Source organism: Streptococcus mitis (genome assembly GCF_002096895.1).
GTDB lineage: Bacteria > Bacillota > Bacilli > Lactobacillales > Streptococcaceae > Streptococcus > Streptococcus mitis_AH.
In genome coordinates, this window is the sequence record NZ_NCVI01000018.1 from 87,486 (window position 1) to 107,456 (window position 19,971).

The window sequence follows — 19,971 nt, forward strand, 5'->3', positions numbered from 1 at the left end:
ATTTGCTATAATAGGGACTATGAATAAAATAAGAGTCAGCAAAAGGGTTGAAAAAAAGCTTTCAAAGGGACTAGTTTTACTAGAAGCCAGTGATCTTGCAGATGTTCATCTCAAGGATCAGGAAGTAGAAGTTCATAGTCAAGATGGAAACTTTCTTGGTACTGCCTACCTTTCTCAGCAAAACAAGGGCTTGGGCTGGTTTGTTAGCACAGACAAGGTGACCTTCAATCAAGCTTTCTTTGAAGCACTGTTTAGACAAGCTAAAGAAAAGAGAAAAGCCTACTATCAAGACGAATTGACAACTGCCTTTCGTCTCTTCAACCAAGAGGGAGATGGCTTTGGTGGTATGACAGTGGACCTTTATGGCGACTATGCTGTCTTTTCTTGGTATAACTCTTATGTTTATCAGATTCGCAAGGTTATCTCAGAAGCTTTTAGACAGGTTTTTCCTGAGGTGTTAGGGGCCTATGAGAAGATACGCTTTAAGGGTTTGGACTATGAATCTGCCCATGTTTATGGTCAAGAAGCACCTGACTTTTTCACTGTTCTGGAAAATGGTGTTCTGTATCAAGTCTTTATGAACGATGGCTTGATGACAGGGATTTTCCTAGATCAGCATGAAGTTCGCGGTAGTTTAGTGGATGGGTTGGCTATGGGTAAATCCTTGCTCAATATGTTTTCCTACACAGCAGCCTTTTCAGTAGCTGCGGCCATGGGAGGAGCAAGCCAGACTACTTCGGTTGACCTAGCTAAACGTTCACGAGAATTGTCTCAAGCGCATTTTCAGGCAAATGCAATCAGCACAGACGACCATCGTTTTATAGTCATGGATGTCTTTGAGTATTTCAAGTATGCCAAGCGAAAAGGCTTGACCTATGATGTGATTGTCCTAGATCCGCCTAGCTTTGCTCGGAACAAAAAACAAACATTTTCTGTGGCTAAGGATTATCACAAGTTGATATCCCAGAGTCTTGAGATTTTAAATCCGGAAGGGATTATCATTGCCAGTACCAATGCTGCCAATGTTTCCCGCCAGAAATTTATAGAACAAATTGATAAAGGCTTTGCAGGAAGAAGTTACCAGATTTTAAACAAATACGGTCTTCCAGCAGATTTCGCCTATAATAAAAAAGATGAAAGTAGTAATTACCTCAAGGTGATTAGTATGAAGGTTAGTAAATGAAATTAATCGTTTCAGTAATGCCAAGAAGTTTAGAGGAGGCCCAGGCTCTGGATGCCACGAGGTACCTGGATGCCGACATCATTGAATGGCGTGCCGACTATCTGCCTAAGGAAGCGATTTTGCAGGTGGCTCCAGCGATTTTTGAAAAATTCGCAGGTCGTGAGTTGGTTTTCACGCTACGAACTCGCTCTGAGGGGGGAGAAATCGACCTTTCTCCAGAAGAATATATCCATCTAATCAAGGAAGTGGCGCAACTCTATCAACCAGACTATATTGATTTTGAGTACTACAGCTACAAGGATGTTTTTGAGGAAATGCTGGACTTCCCAAATCTTGTTTTGAGTTACCACAATTTCCAAGAAACACCTGAAAATATGATGGAAATCTTGTCAGAGTTGACGAGCTTAAATCCAAAACTTGTCAAGGTTGCAGTGATGGCTCACACAGAGCAGGATGTCTTAGACTTGATGAACTATACACGAGGCTTTAAAATCCTCAATCCTGAGCAGGAATATGTGACGATTTCTATGGGCAAGGTGGGCAAGGTCTCTCGTATCACTGCGGATGTGACAGGTTCTAGCTGGTCTTTTGCTAGTCTAGATGAGGCAAGTGCCCCAGGTCAGATTTCTTTAGCTAACATGAAAAAAATTCGGGAGATTTTGGATGAAGCTTGATGGCTATACACGTTTAGCTGCCGTTGTTGCCAATCCTATTAAGCATTCGATTTCCCCCTTTATCCACAATAGTGCCTTTGAGGCGACAGCTACCAATGGTGCTTATGTGGCTTGGGAGATTGAAGTGGCTGACTTGGCAGAAACAGTGGCCAATATTCGTCGCTACCAGATGTTTGGCATCAACCTGTCTATGCCCTATAAGGAGCAGGTGATTCCTTATTTGGATGAGTTGAGTGACGAATCGCGCTTGATTGGTGCGGTCAATACGGTTGTTAATGAGAATGGCAATTTAATTGGATATAATACAGATGGCAAGGGATTTTTTAAGAGCTTGCCTTCTTTTACAATTTCAGGTAAGAAGATGACCTTGCTGGGTGCAGGTGGTGCGGCTAAATCAATCTTGGCACAGGCTATTTTGGATGGTGTCAGTCAGATTTCTGTCTTTGTTCGTTCAGTTTCTATGAAAAAAACAAGACCTTACCTGAACAAGTTACAGGAGCAGACAGGCTTTAAAGTGGACTTGTATGCTTTAGAAGATGTTTCTGAACTGCAAGCAAGGATTGCTGAGTCGGATTTACTGGTCAATGCGACCAGTGTGGGCATGGATGGTCAATCATCTCCAGTTCCTGAAAGCATTGTTTTACCAGAAAATCTCTTGGTTGCAGATATCATTTACCAACCCTTTGAAACCCCATTTTTGAAGTGGGCTAGGATGCAGGGTAATCCAGCGGTCAATGGTCTGGGAATGTTGCTTTATCAAGCTGCTGAAGCTTTTCAACTGTGGACAAGCAAGGAAATGCCGACAGAAGAAATTTGGCAGTCTTTAGCAGAAAAATACCAATAAAGAAAGGGAGATTCTCCTATGAAAATCAGAATCGATATTCCTCATCATCCTTATGATATTCAGATTGAAAAAGGTTGTCTAGTTCAGGCTGGTCAATGGTTGCGAGAACTCTGGCAACCACAAAAGGTAGTCATTGTGACAGATAACCATGTAGCCTCTCTCTATGCAGAGAAGGTCAAGCTCAGCCTAGAAGATGCTGGTTTTCAGGTAGCAGTTTTTGACTTTTTAGAAGGGGAAGAAAGAAAGAATTTAACCACTGTCCAGAAAGTCTATGAATTTTTAGTTAAGCAAGGTCTGACTCGTAGCGATGGAATCGTGGCTCTTGGTGGCGGTGTCGTTGGGGACCTGGCTGGTTTTGTAGCCTCTACCTATATGCGGGGTATTCATTTTGTTCAGATTCCGACTAGTTTGACAGCCCAGGTGGATTCTTCTATCGGTGGAAAGACGGGCGTCAATACTCCATTTGCTAAGAATATGGTGGGGACTTTTGCCCAACCAGATGGGGTTCTGATTGACCCGCTTGTCCTTGAAACACTCGGAAAGAGAGAGTTGATTGAAGGGATGGGTGAGGTCGTCAAGTATGGCTTGATTGAGGATCCAGAACTTTGGCGAATCTTGACGGAGCTAGATGGTTCTGTAGAGAGCATTTTGGGTTATGCAGAGACTTTGATTGAACATTCTTGTCAGGTTAAGCGCAAGATGGTAGTTGAGGATGAGTTGGACAATGGTGTTCGCCTTTATCTCAACTTTGGCCACACTATTGGCCATGCCATTGAAGCGACGGCTGGTTATGGCAAGGTCATGCATGGTGAAGCTGTGGCCATGGGAATGGTTCAGATTTCCAAGGTTGCTGAGGAGAAGGGACTTATGCCAGCTGGCATTACCCAATCTATCACAGAGATGTGTCAGAAATTTGGATTACCTGTTGACTATGAAAACTGGGATGTTGACAAGCTTTATCAGGCTTTGACTCATGATAAGAAGGCGCGTGGCAATACCTTGAAATTGGTCTTGGTACCAGAGCTTGGTTCAGCGACCATTCACCCAGTTTCTCTGGAAGAGATGAAAGACTACTTGGTAAAATAAGGAGAGTGTATGAGATATTTAACTGCAGGAGAATCACACGGGCCTCGTCTGACAGCTATTATTGAAGGAATTCCAGCTGGACTTCCTTTGACAGCTGAGGATATTAATGGAGACCTTAAACGCCGTCAGGGTGGATACGGCCGCGGTGGTCGTATGAAGATTGAGAGCGACCAAGTTATCTTTACTTCGGGTGTTCGCCATGGGAAGACAACAGGGGCTCCTATTACCATGGATGTCATTAATAAAGACCACCAGAAATGGCTGGACATCATGTCTGCGGAGGACATTGAAGACCGCCTTAAAAGCAAACGAAAAATCACCCATCCTCGTCCAGGTCACGCAGACTTGGTAGGTGGAATTAAGTACCGTTTTGATGATTTGCGAAATTCCTTGGAACGTTCATCAGCTCGTGAAACCACCATGCGAGTGGCAGTCGGGGCTGTAGCCAAACGCCTCTTGGCTGAACTGGATATGGAGATTGCCAACCATGTCGTGGTCTTTGGTGGCAAGGAAATCGATGTTCCTGAGAATCTAACAGTCGCTGAAATCAAGCAACGAGCTGCCCAGTCTGAAGTTTCTATTGTCAACCAAGAACGAGAACAGGAAATCAAGGACTATATTGACCAAATCAAGCGTGACGGTGATACCATTGGTGGGGTTGTCGAGACAGTCGTTGGAGGTGTTCCAGTTGGCCTCGGTTCCTATGTCCAATGGGACAGAAAATTGGATGCGCGATTGGCCCAAGCAGTTGTTTCTATCAATGCCTTTAAAGGAGTGGAATTTGGTCTTGGCTTTGAAGCTGGTTACCGAAAAGGTAGCCAAGTTATGGACGAAATTCTCTGGTCTAAAGAAGATGGTTATACTCGTCGTACCAATAATCTGGGCGGCTTTGAAGGTGGTATGACTAATGGGCAACCAATCATTGTTCGTGGCGTCATGAAACCAATTCCTACTCTTTATAAACCACTTATGAGTGTGGATATCGAAACCCACGAACCTTACAAGGCAACCGTTGAAAGAAGTGATCCGACCGCTCTTCCAGCTGCAGGAGTGGTTATGGAAGCTGTTGTGGCAACGGTTTTGGCACAAGAAATCCTTGAAAAATTCTCATCAGATAATCTTGAGGAACTAAAAGAAGCAGTTGCTAAACACCGAGACTATACAAAGAACTATTAAGGAGTTCCTATGGCAAAAACAATCTATATCGCAGGTCTTGGTTTGATTGGAGCCTCTATGGCACTTGGTATCAAACGTGATCATCCAGATTATGAAATTTTAGGTTATAATCGCAGTCAAGCTTCGAGAGATATCGCCTTGAAAGAAGGCATGATTGACCGTGCGACGGATGATTTTGCCAGTTTTGCTCCTTTGGCAGATATCATCATCCTCAGTTTGCCAATCAAACAAACCATTTCCTTTATTAAGGAGTTGGCCGACTTGGACTTGAAAGAAGGTGTGATTATTTCAGATGCCGGTTCGACCAAGTCATCCATCGTAGATGCGGCGGAGCAATATTTGGCTGGCAAGCCTGTTCGCTTTGTCGGGGCCCATCCCATGGCTGGTAGTCATAAGACAGGAGCAGCTTCTGCGGATGTCAATCTCTTTGAAAATGCCTATTATATCTTTACACCTTCGAGCCTGACAAGTCCTGATACGCTTGAGGAAATGAAGGATCTGCTTTCAGGTCTCCATGCTCGCTTTATCGAGATTGATGCCAAGGAGCATGATCGGGTGACTTCTCAGATTAGCCATTTTCCTCATATTCTGGCTTCTAGTCTCATGGAGCAGACTGCGGTTTATGCTCAAGAACATGAGATGGCAAGGCGCTTTGCGGCCGGTGGTTTTCGAGATATGACCCGAATTGCGGAAAGCGAGCCGGGCATGTGGACTTCTATTCTCTTGTCTAATCGTGAAACTATTCTGGATCGAATTGAGGATTTCAAGGAGCGCTTAGATGAGGTTAGACAAGCCATCAGCAAGGGAGATGAGGAGCAGATTTGGAACTTTTTCAATCAGGCACGTGAGCAACGTCAGGCCATGGAAATCCATAAACGTGGCGGTGTAGACAGTTCTTACGATCTCTACGTTGATGTTCCCGATGAAGAAGATGTCATCTTGAGGATTTTGGAACTGCTACGTGGAACTTCCTTGGTTAACATCCATATCAACGAGGAAAACCGTGAGGATATTCACGGGATTCTACAAATTTCATTTAAAAACGCTCAAGACTTGGAAAGAGCCGAGCACCTCATAACAGAAAACACCGACTACACAGTCGTTGTCAAATAAGGAGAAAATCATGCCTAAAATAGAGCTTAAATTCATATTTGGTGTTATCTTTATTTCTTTTATCCTACTTAGTGCTTGTGCTGTTAAAAAAGATGTGAAAAGCAATTCAGAAGCAAGTGTCGAGACAAAAAACGAATCTTCCAAGAAGGAAACAAGTTCAGAGAAAACCAATTCAAAGTATGTAGACGATAGAATTATTAATGAGTTTATCAATAGCTATAATCAACATTCTAATAGCCCATTAGAAAATATCAAAAAAGGAAATATAAAAATAAAATATTTCGCATCAAGCTACGGATACTACTTGGAACTTTTACATGCAAATGATACTGATAAAATCAATGTAACAATTAATCAGACAAATGAAAATAGTGAATCTGGTGTTGCGGGAATGAAAGAAGTATTTTATGATATTGTTAAATCGATTGAATCATCCTTATCTGATGATGAGATAAATAACTATTTTGATAATCTTATGTCAAATGAAATAAAAACAGGTTCTAATTTAGGAACTTTGAAGATAGAGTATATACCAGATAAGGAATTAAGCAATGGACATTCAAGAGGTCATATAAAAGTGATTGCACAATAATAAAGACCACAGAGTGACTATTAATTTTAAAAGAAATAAATAAGGAGAAAATCATGTCAAATATTTACGATAGTGCAAACGAACTCAGTCGCGGCCTACGCGAATTAGCAGAATATAAGGCTGTTAAAGCAGCTAAAGATGCGATTGCAGCAGATGCTGAGGCAAGCAAAATCTTTACAGAATACGTTGCCTTTCAAGAGGAAATTCAAAAACTAGCACAGACAGGTCAAATGCCAGATGCTTCCTTCCAAGCTAAAATGGAAGGCTTTGGTAAACAGATTCAAGGAAATAGTCTCTTGTCAGAATTCTTTACCAAGCAACAACAATTGGCAATTTACCTTTCTGACATTGAAAAAATTGTTTTTGAACCAGTTTCAGAATTGCTAAAATAAGAAAATAACTATCATAAAGTCAGAAATTTTTAAGGAATTTCTGGCTTTTTATGATAAAATAGGTAAAAGTATTGCAAGTATGAGGTCCAGTATGAAACTAAAAACAAACATTAGCCACTTACACGGCAGTATCCGAGTTCCAGGTGACAAGTCTATCAGTCACCGTTCTATTATCTTTGGAAGTTTGGCTGAGGGTGAGACCAAGGTTTATGATATATTACGTGGTGAAGACGTTCTTTCGACCATGCAGGTTTTTCGTGACCTTGGTGTTGAAATTGAGGACAAAGATGGGGTTATTACCATTCAAGGTGTAGGCATGGATGGCTTAAAAGCGCCGCAAAATGCCCTTGATATGGGAAATTCTGGCACCTCGATTCGTCTGATTTCAGGTGTCCTTGCTGGTGCAGATTTTGAAGTAGAGATGTTCGGAGACGACAGTCTTTCCAAACGTCCTATGGATCGTGTGACCCTTCCACTGAAAAAAATGGGCGTTAGTATTTCAGGGCAAACCGAGCGAGACCTTCCTCCCCTTCATTTAAAAGGGACGAAAAACCTAAGACCTATTCATTATGAGTTGCCAATTGCCTCTGCCCAAGTCAAGTCAGCCTTGATGTTTGCAGCCTTGCAGGCCCAGGGGGAGTCCGTTATTATCGAAAAAGAATGCACCCGTAATCATACTGAAGATATGTTGCAACAATTTGGTGGTCATTTAAGTGTGGATGGCAAGAAAATCACAGTCCAAGGACCGCAAAAATTGACAGGACAAAAGGTGGTTGTTCCAGGAGATATTTCCAGTGCAGCCTTTTGGCTAGTCGCAGGTTTGATTGTTCCAAATTCTCGTGTGGTGCTTAAAAATGTGGGCATCAATGAAACGCGTACTGGTATCATTGATGTCATTCGCGCCATGGGTGGAAAATTAGAAGTTACTGAAATTGACCCAGTCGCTAAATCTGCAACCCTGACTGTTGAGTCTTCTGACTTGAAAGGAACAGAGATTGGTGGCGCTTTGATTCCACGCTTGATTGATGAATTGCCAGTTATCGCTCTACTTGCGACCCAAGCTCAAGGTGTCACAGTTATAAAGGATGCTGAGGAACTCAAGGTCAAGGAAACAGACCGCATTCAGGTTGTGGCAGACGCTTTAAATAGCATGGGTGCGAATATTACTCCTACAGCAGATGGAATGATTATCAAAGGAAAATCAGCCCTTCACGGTGCAAGAGTCAATACTTTTGGAGACCACCGTATCGGCATGATGACAGCTATCGCAGCTCTCTTGGTTGCAGATGGAGAAGTGGAGCTTGACCGTGCTGAAGCCATCAATACCAGCTATCCTAGCTTCTTTGATGATTTGGAGAGCTTGATTCATGGCTAAGGTATTACTAGGATTTATGGGGGCTGGTAAATCCACAATTGCTAGAGGATTGGACCTTAATTACCTTGATATGGATGCTCTGATTGAGAAGCGCCTAGGTATGTCCATTGCGGAATTTTTCGCTGAAATGGGAGAATCAGCCTTTCGTCAGATAGAGTCTGAAGTCCTAGCTGAGTTACTACAAACAGACCAAGTTGTGTCAACTGGTGGGGGCGTGGTCATTTCTAAGCGAAATCGTGACTTACTCAAGACAAATTTTGATAACATCTACCTGAAAGCTGATTTTGAAACGCTTTATCAACGTATCGCATCTGATAAGGACAATCAGCGTCCGCTTTTTCTAAAGAATAGCAAGGAAGAACTTGCAGCTATTTTCCAAGAAAGACAGGCTTGGTATGAGGAAGTGGCCAGTCGGGTTTTGGATGTGACCAAACTAAGTCCAGAGGAAATTATAGAGGAACTGAGATGAAAATTGCTTATCTAGGTCCCAAGGGATCATTTTCACACCACGTAGTGCAGACAGCTTTTCCTCATGAGGAATTGCAGGCTTTTGCCAACATTACAGATGTCATTAAGGCCTATGAGCAAGGCTTGGTGGACTATTCTGTGGTGCCAGTTGAAAATTCTATCGAGGGTAGTGTTCATGAAACCTTGGACTATCTTTTTCATCAGGCTCGCATCCAAGCAGTGGCAGAAATCGTTCAGCCCATTCATCAGCAGTTGATGGTGGTTCCAGGTCACACTAAGATTGAAAAGATTTTTTCACATCCACAGGCTTTGGCTCAAGGAAAGAAATTCATCGATGAACAATATCCAGAGGTCCAAATTGAGGTAACAGCTAGTACAGCTTATGCGGCTCGTTTTATTTCCGAACATCCAGACCAGCCTTATGCAGCCATTGCACCAAGAAGTTCTGCTGAAGAATATAGCTTAGAACTGATTGCTGAAGATATTCAAGAAATGGAAGCCAATTTTACCCGTTTCTGGGTTTTGGGAGCTGAAATACCTTTTATTCCCTTGAAATCACAAACTGAGAAAATGAGTTTGGCCTTGACCTTACCGGACAATCTTCCCGGCGCACTTTACAAGGCCCTTTCAACTTTTGCTTGGCGAGGAATTGACCTGACAAAAATTGAAAGTCGTCCACTCAAGACAGCACTGGGAGAATACTTTTTCATTATCGATGTGGACTACGCTGATAAGGACCTGGTCCACTTTGCCCAAAAAGAATTAGAAGCGATTGGAATCCAGTATAAAGTTCTGGGTGCCTATCCTATTTATCCAATATCAGACCATGGAAAGGAGAGAAGATGAGTAAAGAAAATCCCTTAAGTCATCATGAGCAGTTGCGCTATGACTATCTTTTTAAGAACATTCATTACCTCAATGAGCGAGAGAAAAAAGAGTTTGCTTACCTGCAAGGTAAGTTAAATATGGCTGGCGGTAGTGAAGCTTCACCAGAAATTCATAATGAAAATTATGATATGGAAGAGTCTTTCATGGAACCAATCAATCAGTCTCCTCTTCCATCCTATGGTAACCGTAGTCGTGCAAAAAAATACCAGAAAAGCCATTCTCTTCCAAAGGTTAAGTCCAAGAAACGTAAGATTCGTTGGGGGCGCATTTTTGCAGGATTGCTTGCTCTTCTAGCCTGTGTTGGTTTTGGTATGATTTTTATGTTCCTAAAAGGTTATTCAAATGCGGATCCAACCAAACCTGCCAATGCTAAGGCAGCTCAAGTAGAAGTTTTTCATGGTCAAGATACCAAGGATGGGGTCAATATTTTGATTATGGGAACGGATGGACGGATTGGCCAAAATAGTGCTGAGACGAGAACGGACTCGATTATGGTTCTAAACGTTGGTGGCTCAGATAAGAAAATTAAGCTGGTCAGCTTCATGCGTGATAACTTAGTTTATATTGATGGATATAGTAAGATTATCAATGGGAAGAAACAAACAGATAACAAGTTAAATGTAGCCTATGAACTAGGGGAACAAGAAGGCCAAAAAGGGGCAGAAATGGTTCGCCAAGTATTGAAAAATAATTTTGACTTGGACATTAAGTACTATGCCTTGGTTGATTTTCAGGCCTTCGCAACCGCTATTGACACTCTCTTCCCTGATGGGGTGACGATTGATGCCAAATTCTCAACCTTAGAAGGTCAACCTTTAACCGAAGCTACGGTGGGAGATGACTTGCATGCTACGGAAACAGAGTCACCAACCCAGACTATCAAAGTTGGGAAACAGCAGATGAACGGTTCAACCTTGCTCAATTATGCACGCTTCCGTGATGATGACGAAGGTGATTATGGTCGTACCAAGAGACAACAGCAAGTGTTGACAGCTGTTCTACAGCAACTCAAGGATCCAACCAAACTCTTTACTGGATCAGAAGCACTTGGTAAGGTCTTTGGGATGACCTCTACGAATGTTCCGTATAGTTTCTTATTGACCAATGGTTTATCCTTCCTAGATGGAGCGCAAAATGGCATTGAGAGATTAACAGTTCCAGAACTAGGTGATTGGGTCGATGCCTATGATGTCTATGGAGGACAGGCACTCTTAGTAGACCAAAATAAATATCAAACCAAGCTCGCTCAAATGGGAATGAGATAAGTTAAGACAGAAAAATCAAAGTTTGAAGGCTATTTATCCAGCAGTCAGGCTTTGATTTTTTACAGTCTGCAATAGATTTTCATCCCTTATTTGTGGTATAATGGAACGATACGATAGAAAGAATAATGAACAATATGACTGATTTAAAAGCAATTCAGGCTCGAAGTCTGGAGATGGCTGAATATTTTGTGGCCTTTTGTAAAGAACATGATTTGCTTTGTTATCTTTGTGGTGGAGGTGCTATTGGTGCCCTTCGAAACAAGGGGTTTATTCCTTGGGATGATGATTTAGATTTTTTTATGCCCCGTAAAGATTATGAGAAATTAGCAGAATTATGGCCTCGTTATGCAGATGAGCGTTATTTCTTGTCGAAGAGTAACAAGGATTTTGTCGACCGCAATCTTTTTATTACCATTCGTGATAAGGAAACGACCTGTATCAAGCCTTATCAGCAGGATTTGGATTTGCCACATGGTCTGGCCTTGGATGTTTTGCCTTTGGATTATTATCCGAAAAATCCAGCTGAGCGGAAAAAACAGGTTCGTTGGGCACTTATTTATTCACTCTTTTGTGCGCAAACTGTTCCAGAAAAGCATGGCGCACTTATGAAATGGGGAAGCCGTATTTTACTGGGGGTGACTCCCAAATCTCTCCGTTATCATATTTGGAAAAAAGCTGAAAAAGAAATGACCAAGTACAGTCTGGCTGAGAGCGATGGAATCACGGAGTTATGCTCAGGGCCTGGCTACATGAGAAATAAGTACCTAATCGAATCTTTTGAAGATAATCTCTTCTTGCCATTTGAAGCGACAGAGATGCCTATTCCAGTCGGCTATGATGCCTATCTCAGCACTGCTTTTGGGGATTATATGACACCACCACCAGCAGACAAGCAGCTACCGCATCATGATGCTGTCATCGCTGATATGGATAAGTCTTATACAGAATATAAGGGAGAATATGGAGCATGATGGGTGAAAAAATTAGCGTTATCGTTCCAGTCTACAATGTAGAAGCCTACCTGGAGCGATGTGTGGAGTCAATTCTTCATCAGACTTATACTAATTTTGAACTAATCCTAATAAATGATGGATCTACTGATTCCAGTGGACAAATCTGTGATCATTTAGCATATCAGTATGAAAATATCAAGGTTTACCATATCGAAAATGCTGGTGTTTCTAATGCCAGAAATATTGGAATTCAGCTAGCGACGGGTGTTTGGATAACTTTTGTTGATAGTGATGATTTCGTCACCAAGGATTACCTAGCTACTTTAGCTAGTGCAGTTGAGGGAGGAAATGTAGGTTTTGTGATTGCTCCTCTACACCATATCAAAAATGGAATAGTGACAGATTTACCCCCGTATTCTGGTAGAAAAGAACTTTGGTCAACAGAAGAAACCATGAAAGAATTACTGATGACCACTAAGACATCATTCTTTCCAGTCGCAAAACTATTTAAGAGAGACCTGCTGGTAGATGAGAAATTTAATACAGACTACCATCTAGCTGAAGATGCCTTATTTTTAACGGAATTGCTACTAAAAACAAGATGTAGTAGTGTATTTATTGACAAACCGATTTATTATTATGATCATCGTGAGGGAAGTGCGACAACATCTGTTAATCGGTATGTATTTGATACGATAGAAGTTTATAAGAACATTATTGCTCAAGTATCACAAGCATTTCCTAATTTAAAATATGAATTAAAAAATAGAGAATGTTGGTCATATATCACAGTCTACGATAAAATCATATTTACTTCATCTGAGCAGTATCAAAAGGAGAAAGTCGAACTAAGGACTTGGATTATTCAGCATCGACACGAAATATGGAAGGATACTTATTTCACCACATTTCGTAAGATAGCTGTCCTGTCACTTGTCTTTTCTCCATGGATGTATAAAAAAATTGTTGGATTAAAAAACTAATATCATGAGAAGGAGTTGAAAATGAATTTTTCAAAAATGGATGAATACTTTGAAAAATCAAAACTATGGATTGCATATCTATTTGTTTTCATTTCGATTTTAAGTATGAGTTCACTGGTTTATAAGATAGCTAATCCTTTTTACAAGGGATTATCAGCAATTGTATTGTTTTACATTTGCTATACGTTATTGTTTAAGTGGAAAAAAATTATAGTAGATCGTAAATTTCTGTCCTTATTTGGTCTATTGGCTGGAAGTCATCTGTTATCAGCTATTTTCAATCGCTCTGGACATTTGATTGGAAATGTGATCGAGATCCTCTTTATGGTAACCTATATTTTATTATTTACCATGTTAGAATCAGGGCAACTTAAAAAATTATTTGACTGGATTGCCTATACGGTTCAAATTGTCTCTTTTTCTTCAGCAATTTTTGCGTTTACATTATTAGTAAGTAAAGTACTTATCCTATTTAAAATTGGACAGCAATCTTATTACTACGGTGTTATGAATGGGCGTTTGTGGGGAATTGTCAATCCCAATGCTAGTGCAATTTTTTCATATATTAGCATTGTTTTGGCTATGTATTTGATTCATAAAGGAAACAAATACTCTGTTTATCTAAAACTGAATAATCTGATTCAATTAGTTTACTTTGCAACCATGCAAAGTAGAGGAGCTTTATTATCTTTAGTGTTGATGATTGGGTTGTATAGTTTCTTTATTAACAGGGGTAAGCTAGCTAAGCGATTTCTTACTTTTATTGTTACTGCTTTACTTGTTTCTACTGCTAACATCGGATTGAGTTATGTAACTTCTATTTACATATCTTCAGGGAAAGCGACTGTATTAGACTTAAATAAAGGACAATCTTATGCAGAAACGGATTCTTCAGTTATAAAAAAAACAGGTGAACTTCATCTAATAGAAACGACACCTAGTGGTAGAACTTATATTTGGAAAAATGCTATAAAAATGGGAAGTGCTAAACCAATTTTTGGTTATGGTGTAAGGAATGTTCCAGATTATTACACAAAATACTTCAGTAAATTTGAGATTCAAAATTCTCTTATTGGTGGAAATTTCCATAACATTTTGGTAACGATATTTGTTAGCTCTGGAATTTTAGGTTTAGTATCCTTTCTGCTTCTACTAGGATATATAATTAAGCGTTTTTTGACTTATTTGATTGTTTCTAAAAAGAACTCTGAAAAGTTGATTATGATTCTTTTCTTTGGTATCTTGTTCGGTCAATTATTTGAAAGTCAGATTATGTACTCAACTAACTTTATCAATATTATTTTTTGGTTGATTATTGGTTATGGATTAGTTGTTTGCAAACGTGATGAAGGTATTCGTTATCAGGAAGTAACTGATATTAGAGAGATTCAACAGATGGAACTAGGAATCATGGAATACATTCATAAAACTTGTCAGAAAATTGGTGTCAAATATTTCCTAGCTTATGGCAGTCTTATCGGTGCGGTTCGTCATAAAGGTTTTATTCCTTGGGATGATGACATGGATATCTGTATGTTACGAGAAGACTATGAAAAGTTGCAAGACTATCTTATCGCTAACCCTGATGAACGTTACGAAGTGATGTCTTATAAAAATAATCTCAACTATGTCTATCCCTTCATGAAAGTGCAGGATAATCAAACTTATTTACTAGAAGAAGATGTTCGAATTGATTCCAATATGGGGATTTATGTAGATATTTTCCCTGTAGATGGTTACGAGGATGATTCAGTTTTTAAAGATAAAATGACGAGACTTATAAAAAAACGTCAATTAAGCTGTTATACATTTAAAGGGATTACTAATACTAAAAGTATATTAAATTCTTTAATTCGCTATATATCAGTCATTATCTTCTATTTCACAAATACGAATAAGTATATTAGAGGCATTGATGAGCTTGCTAAATCTAGAAAAGTAGATGATTACGAGTTGGTTGACTATCTTATTTATAAAGATATGAATAAACCAGTCTGGAAGCGAGAGTGGTTGGAACAAACTATTACGGGTGTATTCGAAGGTAAGGAATTTATGATTCCAAAAAACTATCATGAAATTCTGACCTCGGACTACGGAGATTATACGCAACTGCCACCAGTTGAGCTAAGGTTCTCTCATCATGATTTTCAATTGTGGAAGATTATTAAGGTATCCCAATGATGTCATTGAAATGAAGAAGCCATTAACTCGATGTAAAAAGATTAGGAGTGAATAATAGATGTCAGAGAAAATTTTGACTCTTGAAGAAATTAAACAAATTGAATTAGATATTTTAAACTATTTGCATGAATTGTGTGAGGAGCATGAAATCAAGTATTTTATTGATTTTGGAACCTTGCTAGGAGCTGTACGCCATAAAGGTTTTATTCCTTGGGATGATGATACCGATATTTCTTTGGCTCGAGATGAATTTGAAAAGCTCTATGAGATATTAAAGAATGAAAAACATCCCTACTACAGATTAATTTCATATAGAGAAACAAAAGGCTACCCTTATACATATATGAGAGTTTATGATGTGAGGACAAGAAGAGATGCTAATCTTTTAGATAAGTCGGTTATTCTAGGTACTTGTGTTGACATTTTCCCATACGATGGGGTTGTTACAGATGAACGTGATAGAAAAAAAATGAGACTTTATAAACAATTTATTCGACTTTCGTCTCTGAATTTTAAAGGAGTCAAAATAGATAGTGGAGGTGTCAAAAATTTACCACGTTATTTTGCATCTGCAATTTTCAGATTGACTTCTCCACAGAAATGGAATGAAAAATTGGAGAAGTTAGCTTTGCAATATGATGTTGAGCAGGCTACAGATCTTGCATGTACTACCTATGACTCTTACTATCCAAGTGGAATTAAGAAAGAGTGGCTATATGATACAATTGAAATGCCATATGAGAATATTCTTGTGAAGGTTCCTAGAAAATTCCATGAGATTTTGGTTTACGAGTTTGGTGAAGACTATATGACTCCTCCACCTATTGAAAATCAAAATCCAGGAACTGATAAAAATTACTGGATTGATTAATTTATGAGCAAGTTGCTTTGATTTGATAATTCGATAAAATAAATAACCTACCTATCTACTGGAATATTCCGGCTCTTTGTCAACTGTAGTGGGTTGATGAAAAGCTAAGCTCGAGAAAGGACAAATTTCGTCCTTTCTTTTTTGATATTCAGAGCGATAAAAATCCGTTTTTTGAAGTTTTCAAAGTTCCGAAATCCAAAGGCATTGCGCTTGATAAGTTTGATAAGATTATTGGTGGCTTCCAGTTTGGCGTTGGAATAGGGTAGTTGAAGGGCGTTGGCAATTTTCTCTTTATCCTTGAGGAAGGTTTTAAAGACAGTCTGAAAAAGAGGATGAACCTGCTTTAGATTGTCCTCAATGAGCCCGAAAAATTTATCCGGTTCCTTATTCTGAAAGTGAAAAAGCAAGAGTTGATAGAGATGGTAGTGGTGTTTCAAGTCTTCTGAATAGCTCAAAAGCTTGTCTAGAATTTCTTTATTCGTCAAGTGCATGCGAAAAGTAGGGCGATAAAAACGTTTATAGCTGAGTTTCCGACTATCTTGTTGGATGAGTTTCCAGTAACGCTTGATAGCCTTGTATTCATGGGATTTTCGATGAAACTGATTCATGATTTGGACACGCATACGACTCATAGCACGGCTCATGTGTTGGACAATATGGAAACGATCCAACACGATTTTAGCGTTTGGAAAAAGCTGTTTAGCCAAGTCATAGTAAGGGCTAAACATATCCATAGTAATGATTTTCACTCGACATCGGACGACTCTATCATATTTAAGAAAGTAATTTCGAATAATAGCTTGTGTTCTTCCCTCGAGAACAGTGATGATATTGAGCTTTTCAAAATCTTGTGCAATGAAACTCATTTTTCCCTTTGTAAAGGAGTACTCATCCCAAGACATAATCTCAGGCAGACGAGAAAAATCATGCTTAAAACGGAAGTCATTGAGCTTGCGAATGACAGTTGAAGTTGAGATGGCTAGCTGATGGGCAATATCGGTCATAGAAGTTTTTTCAATCAGCTTCTGAGCAATTTTTTGGTTGATGATACGAGGAATTTGATGATTTTTCTTTACTAGAGGAGTCTCAGCAACCATCATTTTTGAACACTGATAGCACTTAAAACGACGTTTTCTAAGTAGAATTCTAGTAGCCATACCAGTCGTTTCTAGGTAAGGGATCTTAGACGGTTTTTGAAAGTCATATTTCTTCATTTGATGTCCACAATCAGGACAAGATGGGGCATTGGAATCCAGTTTAGCGATGATTTCTTTGTGGGTATCCCTATTGATGATGTCTAGAATCTGGATATTAGGGTCTTTAATATCGAGTAGTTTTGTGATAAAATGTAATTGTTCCATATGAATCTTTCTAATGAGTTGTTTAGTCGCTTTTCATTATAGGTCATATGGGACTTTTTTTCTACAACAAAATAGGCTCCATAAGATCCATAGGGGATTTACCCACTACAAATATTATAGAGCCAATATTCCTTGTTTTAGATAGGTAGGTGATTTTTTTAATTTCTTTTAATCTTAGCAAGAGCAAGATTGAGTGCATAGTGGAGTGTTTTATCTTTTGTAAGAAATAGTGTCAAGAGATAGTATATTCCACAGGTTGCAACAGTCGAGAGTACCATGAGTATCATATTGAGGTTGACTGTATAAGAGTTGATTTGGAAAAGGAATTTAAACGCAAAATAGATCGGGATGAATCCAAGGGATACAATAGTATAGCGTGTTAAAGTAGTAAAGATTTCTTTTAAGTCAAGCAGATGATGTTTCTTGATAAAGTAAATTTCCAGTAGAACAACTACAGTTTCTGCAATAATAGTAGTAGCAATGTAGTACTCTGGTGCAAAAATATTATTGAAATACAAGAGACTGTTGAGTAGGATATTAGCGCCACCACCAATAAAGTAAAAGGCTGTTAAACGATTTTCGTGGTCGTTGATGAAGATAATTTGTTTACCAAGGATTAACTCAATGGCCCAGATGATGGTACGAAAGGCGAAGACACTAGTCACAATACCTGCTTCGAGGTATTTTTCAGAAGAGTAGATGACTGCTGCGTAGTTCCCTAATACCATAATCCCAATGCTGGTTGGAATGATAAGGAAATAAAAGAGGGCGGCTCCTTGGTTCAGAAGATTTTTATAAGATTCGTAGTCTTTCTTACCGAGATAGTAGCCGAGACGTGGAATACTGACGTTGATAGCTCCACTCAGGACACTGGCAATCAACATGACGATGCTAGAAGCAATGGTATAATAAGAAATGTAGTTTTCATCAGGCCCTTTGGTGATAAACATTCTATCAAGTAAGGTGTAGAGCATGTTGGCATTTGCTAGGAGAAGCATAGTCAAGAGCGGCTTCGATGCTTTGACTAATTCAACAAGACCAATCTTAACAAAGGAAACTTCTCTCTTGATCCAAAGAAAACTAAGTAGATAGTTGAGAATTGTCGTTGCACTCATGATGATTGCATAAGGTATGATATCATTTGGAGTTTTTACAAAGGTGAAGATAGCGACCAACATGGCAATACGAATAACCAATGTTTTGTATAAGATAAATGCATAATTTTCATAAGCTTCGTTCATCCATTCGATATAAAAGAATTGGAAGAGAGCCTGGACACCAAGTATATAGTAGAGTTCTTTGAAATTTTCAATACTATTATCCATGTAAATAAACAAAAAGTAGATACTTGTTGTAAGGACAGAAGTAATTACAGATATATAGAATAACTTGGAGAAGACATAATTAATCTTATCTTTATCATCCTTGACCTTACTGATAGCTCGAATTCCGTAGTTGTAGATTCCGAAGGCGGCTAAAGGAATGACAAAGCTAGCCCAGGTATTGGCGGTATTGAAATAACCGTAGTTGGATTTGCTGAGAATCCGCGTCAGATAAGGATTGGTTATCAGCGGAAAAACGATATTGAGAACATTGACTAGCAAGCTAGCCAGTGCATTAACTTTTATATTTTTCATTGTACTTTCTTTCTTGTATTGTAAAATGGTCTCTAGTATTATATCACATTCTTGCTTCATTCTTTTGATAAAATCGTAAAAATCTAGTATAATAGATAGAACTGAAAGTATGAGGTTACTAGCAATGAAAATGAAACAAATTAGTGATACAACTTTAAAAATCACGATGTCTTTAGAGGATTTGATGGATCGAGGCATGGAGATTGCTGACTTTCTCGTTCCTCAAGAAAAAACAGAAGAATTCTTTTACGCTATCTTAGATGAGTTAGAGATGCCTGAGAGCTTTTTGGATACAGGTATGTTGAGCTTCCGTGTGACTCCAAAACCGGATAAGGTCGATGTCTTTGTAACCAAATCAAAGATTGATCAAAATCTAGATTTTGAAGACTTATCGGATTTGCCAGATATGGAAGAATTGGCTCAAATGTCGCCAGATGAATTTATCAAAACCTTGGAAAAAAGCATCGCAGATAAAACCAAGGATGATATCGAAGCGATTCAATCTCTTGAGCAAGTCGAAGCCAAGGAAGAAGAGCAGGAGCAGGATCAACAAGAAGTTGAGAACAAGAAAGAGCCTTATATCTACTATATCCTTTCTTTTGCTAAGTTGGCTGACTTGGTAGCTTTTGCCCAGACAGTGACTTTTGACATGGAAACTTCTGAACTCTATAAGATGAATGAGCGCTATTATTTGACTATTTTAGTGGATATTGAAAATCATCCAAGTCCATATCCAGCTTGGCTGTTGGCCCGTATGCGCGAGTTTGCAGATGATAGTGACATCAGTCGTTCAGTCTTGCAAGAGTATGGTCAAGTCTTGATGAATCATGATGCAGTGCTTAATTTGCAAAAGATTGGTTCATAATTTTTAAAATCAATTTTCATCTATCAAGAAAGACGAATCATGGGATTCGTTTTTTCTTTTGGCT

19 protein-coding genes are annotated in these 19,971 nt (G+C 39.2%); 17 read left to right on the forward strand and 2 right to left on the reverse strand.

Annotated features, from left to right (window positions below):
* Window positions 1-19 precede the first annotated feature (19 nt).
* The 16 genes from B7697_RS03275 (at window position 20) to B7697_RS03350 (ending at window position 16,044) form a co-directional block, all read left to right on the forward strand.
* Window positions 20-1,183 carry a class I SAM-dependent rRNA methyltransferase gene (locus B7697_RS03275; protein WP_084950323.1) on the forward strand — a complete coding sequence of 388 codons (1,164 nt, stop codon included), beginning with the start codon at window positions 20-22 and terminating at the stop codon, window positions 1,181-1,183.
* Window positions 1,180-1,857, forward strand: coding sequence for a type I 3-dehydroquinate dehydratase (gene aroD, locus B7697_RS03280; RefSeq protein WP_000767764.1), 678 nt, complete (start codon window positions 1,180-1,182; stop codon window positions 1,855-1,857). Before B7697_RS03275 ends, aroD begins: the two co-directional genes overlap by 4 nt.
* Window positions 1,847-2,701, forward strand: coding sequence for a shikimate dehydrogenase (locus B7697_RS03285; protein WP_084950325.1), 855 nt, complete (start codon window positions 1,847-1,849; stop codon window positions 2,699-2,701). Before aroD ends, B7697_RS03285 begins: the two co-directional genes overlap by 11 nt.
* Window positions 2,702-2,719: 18 nt before the next feature.
* Window positions 2,720-3,787, forward strand: coding sequence for a 3-dehydroquinate synthase (gene aroB, locus B7697_RS03290; RefSeq protein WP_084950327.1), 1,068 nt, complete (start codon window positions 2,720-2,722; stop codon window positions 3,785-3,787).
* A 9-nt stretch (window positions 3,788-3,796) separates the two neighbouring features.
* On the forward strand, window positions 3,797-4,963 hold the full coding sequence (aroC, locus tag B7697_RS03295; protein ID WP_084950329.1) for a chorismate synthase: 1,167 nt from the start codon (window positions 3,797-3,799) through the stop codon (window positions 4,961-4,963).
* Window positions 4,964-4,972: 9 nt separating this feature from the next.
* The gene (locus B7697_RS03300) at window positions 4,973-6,076 is read left to right on the forward strand and encodes a prephenate dehydrogenase (RefSeq protein ID WP_084950331.1); all 1,104 of its coding nucleotides are present in this window, start codon (window positions 4,973-4,975) and stop codon (window positions 6,074-6,076) included.
* A 10-nt stretch (window positions 6,077-6,086) separates the two neighbouring features.
* Entirely contained in the window at window positions 6,087-6,668 is a 582-nt protein-coding gene (locus B7697_RS03305; RefSeq protein WP_084950333.1) for a hypothetical protein, read from the forward strand.
* A 53-nt stretch (window positions 6,669-6,721) separates the two neighbouring features.
* On the forward strand, window positions 6,722-7,060 hold the full coding sequence (locus tag B7697_RS03310) for a YlbF/YmcA family competence regulator (protein WP_084950335.1): 339 nt from the start codon (window positions 6,722-6,724) through the stop codon (window positions 7,058-7,060).
* A 91-nt stretch (window positions 7,061-7,151) separates the two neighbouring features.
* A complete protein-coding gene (gene aroA, locus B7697_RS03315) occupies window positions 7,152-8,435 on the forward strand; it encodes a 3-phosphoshikimate 1-carboxyvinyltransferase (RefSeq protein WP_084950337.1) in 1,284 nt (427 codons plus the stop codon).
* Window positions 8,428-8,904 carry a shikimate kinase gene (locus tag B7697_RS03320; protein WP_084950338.1) on the forward strand — a complete coding sequence of 159 codons (477 nt, stop codon included), beginning with the start codon at window positions 8,428-8,430 and terminating at the stop codon, window positions 8,902-8,904. Before aroA ends, B7697_RS03320 begins: the two co-directional genes overlap by 8 nt.
* A complete protein-coding gene (pheA, locus tag B7697_RS03325; protein WP_084950340.1) occupies window positions 8,901-9,749 on the forward strand; it encodes a prephenate dehydratase in 849 nt (282 codons plus the stop codon). The genes B7697_RS03320 and pheA overlap by 4 nt, the downstream gene beginning before the upstream one ends.
* Entirely contained in the window at window positions 9,746-11,056 is a 1,311-nt protein-coding gene (locus tag B7697_RS03330) for an LCP family protein (protein ID WP_084950342.1), read from the forward strand. The genes pheA and B7697_RS03330 overlap by 4 nt, the downstream gene beginning before the upstream one ends.
* Window positions 11,057-11,181: 125 nt before the next feature.
* The gene (locus B7697_RS03335) at window positions 11,182-12,027 is read left to right on the forward strand and encodes a LicD family protein (protein ID WP_084950344.1); all 846 of its coding nucleotides are present in this window, start codon (window positions 11,182-11,184) and stop codon (window positions 12,025-12,027) included.
* Window positions 12,024-12,992, forward strand: a complete 969-nt coding sequence (locus B7697_RS03340) for a glycosyltransferase family 2 protein (RefSeq protein WP_084950346.1) — start codon at window positions 12,024-12,026, stop codon at window positions 12,990-12,992. Before B7697_RS03335 ends, B7697_RS03340 begins: the two co-directional genes overlap by 4 nt.
* 21 nt (window positions 12,993-13,013) lie before the next feature.
* The gene (locus tag B7697_RS03345) at window positions 13,014-15,173 is read left to right on the forward strand and encodes a LicD family protein (RefSeq protein WP_084950348.1); all 2,160 of its coding nucleotides are present in this window, start codon (window positions 13,014-13,016) and stop codon (window positions 15,171-15,173) included.
* A 58-nt stretch (window positions 15,174-15,231) separates the two neighbouring features.
* Entirely contained in the window at window positions 15,232-16,044 is an 813-nt protein-coding gene (locus B7697_RS03350) for a LicD family protein (RefSeq protein ID WP_084950350.1), read from the forward strand.
* Between the two features lie 104 nt (window positions 16,045-16,148).
* On the opposite strand, the gene B7697_RS03355 is transcribed toward B7697_RS03350, so the two are convergent.
* Window positions 16,149-17,405, reverse strand: coding sequence for an ISL3 family transposase (locus B7697_RS03355; RefSeq protein ID WP_084950352.1), 1,257 nt, complete (start codon window positions 17,403-17,405; stop codon window positions 16,149-16,151).
* Between the two features lie 158 nt (window positions 17,406-17,563).
* A complete protein-coding gene (locus B7697_RS03360; protein WP_084950354.1) occupies window positions 17,564-19,042 on the reverse strand; it encodes an oligosaccharide flippase family protein in 1,479 nt (492 codons plus the stop codon).
* A gap of 124 nt (window positions 19,043-19,166) precedes the next feature.
* Here B7697_RS03360 and mecA point away from each other — a divergent pair, with 124 nt between their 5' ends.
* Entirely contained in the window at window positions 19,167-19,907 is a 741-nt protein-coding gene (gene mecA, locus B7697_RS03365) for an adaptor protein MecA (RefSeq protein ID WP_084950356.1), read from the forward strand.
* Window positions 19,908-19,971: the final 64 nt, after the last annotated feature.

Excerpts from the sequence above, each read along its gene's own strand:
- B7697_RS03340 (WP_084950346.1), top strand. The coding sequence starts at position 12,024 with ATGATGGGTGAAAAAATTAGCGTTATCGTTCCAGTCTACAATGTAGAA.
- B7697_RS03360 (WP_084950354.1), bottom strand. The coding sequence starts at position 19,042 with ATGAAAAATATAAAAGTTAATGCACTGGCTAGCTTGCTAGTCAATGTT.
- B7697_RS03305 (WP_084950333.1), top strand. The coding sequence starts at position 6,087 with ATGCCTAAAATAGAGCTTAAATTCATATTTGGTGTTATCTTTATTTCT.
- B7697_RS03355 (WP_084950352.1), bottom strand. The coding sequence starts at position 17,405 with ATGGAACAATTACATTTTATCACAAAACTACTCGATATTAAAGACCCT.
- B7697_RS03320 (WP_084950338.1), top strand. The coding sequence starts at position 8,428 with ATGGCTAAGGTATTACTAGGATTTATGGGGGCTGGTAAATCCACAATT.
- B7697_RS03350 (WP_084950350.1), top strand. The coding sequence starts at position 15,232 with ATGTCAGAGAAAATTTTGACTCTTGAAGAAATTAAACAAATTGAATTA.
- aroB (WP_084950327.1), top strand. The coding sequence starts at position 2,720 with ATGAAAATCAGAATCGATATTCCTCATCATCCTTATGATATTCAGATT.
- B7697_RS03310 (WP_084950335.1), top strand. The coding sequence starts at position 6,722 with ATGTCAAATATTTACGATAGTGCAAACGAACTCAGTCGCGGCCTACGC.
- B7697_RS03275 (WP_084950323.1), top strand. The coding sequence starts at position 20 with ATGAATAAAATAAGAGTCAGCAAAAGGGTTGAAAAAAAGCTTTCAAAG.
- aroC (WP_084950329.1), top strand. The coding sequence starts at position 3,797 with ATGAGATATTTAACTGCAGGAGAATCACACGGGCCTCGTCTGACAGCT.
- B7697_RS03300 (WP_084950331.1), top strand. The coding sequence starts at position 4,973 with ATGGCAAAAACAATCTATATCGCAGGTCTTGGTTTGATTGGAGCCTCT.
- B7697_RS03335 (WP_084950344.1), top strand. The coding sequence starts at position 11,182 with ATGAACAATATGACTGATTTAAAAGCAATTCAGGCTCGAAGTCTGGAG.
- B7697_RS03285 (WP_084950325.1), top strand. The coding sequence starts at position 1,847 with ATGAAGCTTGATGGCTATACACGTTTAGCTGCCGTTGTTGCCAATCCT.
- B7697_RS03345 (WP_084950348.1), top strand. The coding sequence starts at position 13,014 with ATGAATTTTTCAAAAATGGATGAATACTTTGAAAAATCAAAACTATGG.
- mecA (WP_084950356.1), top strand. The coding sequence starts at position 19,167 with ATGAAAATGAAACAAATTAGTGATACAACTTTAAAAATCACGATGTCT.
- aroA (WP_084950337.1), top strand. The coding sequence starts at position 7,152 with ATGAAACTAAAAACAAACATTAGCCACTTACACGGCAGTATCCGAGTT.
- aroD (WP_000767764.1), top strand. The coding sequence starts at position 1,180 with ATGAAATTAATCGTTTCAGTAATGCCAAGAAGTTTAGAGGAGGCCCAG.
- B7697_RS03330 (WP_084950342.1), top strand. The coding sequence starts at position 9,746 with ATGAGTAAAGAAAATCCCTTAAGTCATCATGAGCAGTTGCGCTATGAC.
- pheA (WP_084950340.1), top strand. The coding sequence starts at position 8,901 with ATGAAAATTGCTTATCTAGGTCCCAAGGGATCATTTTCACACCACGTA.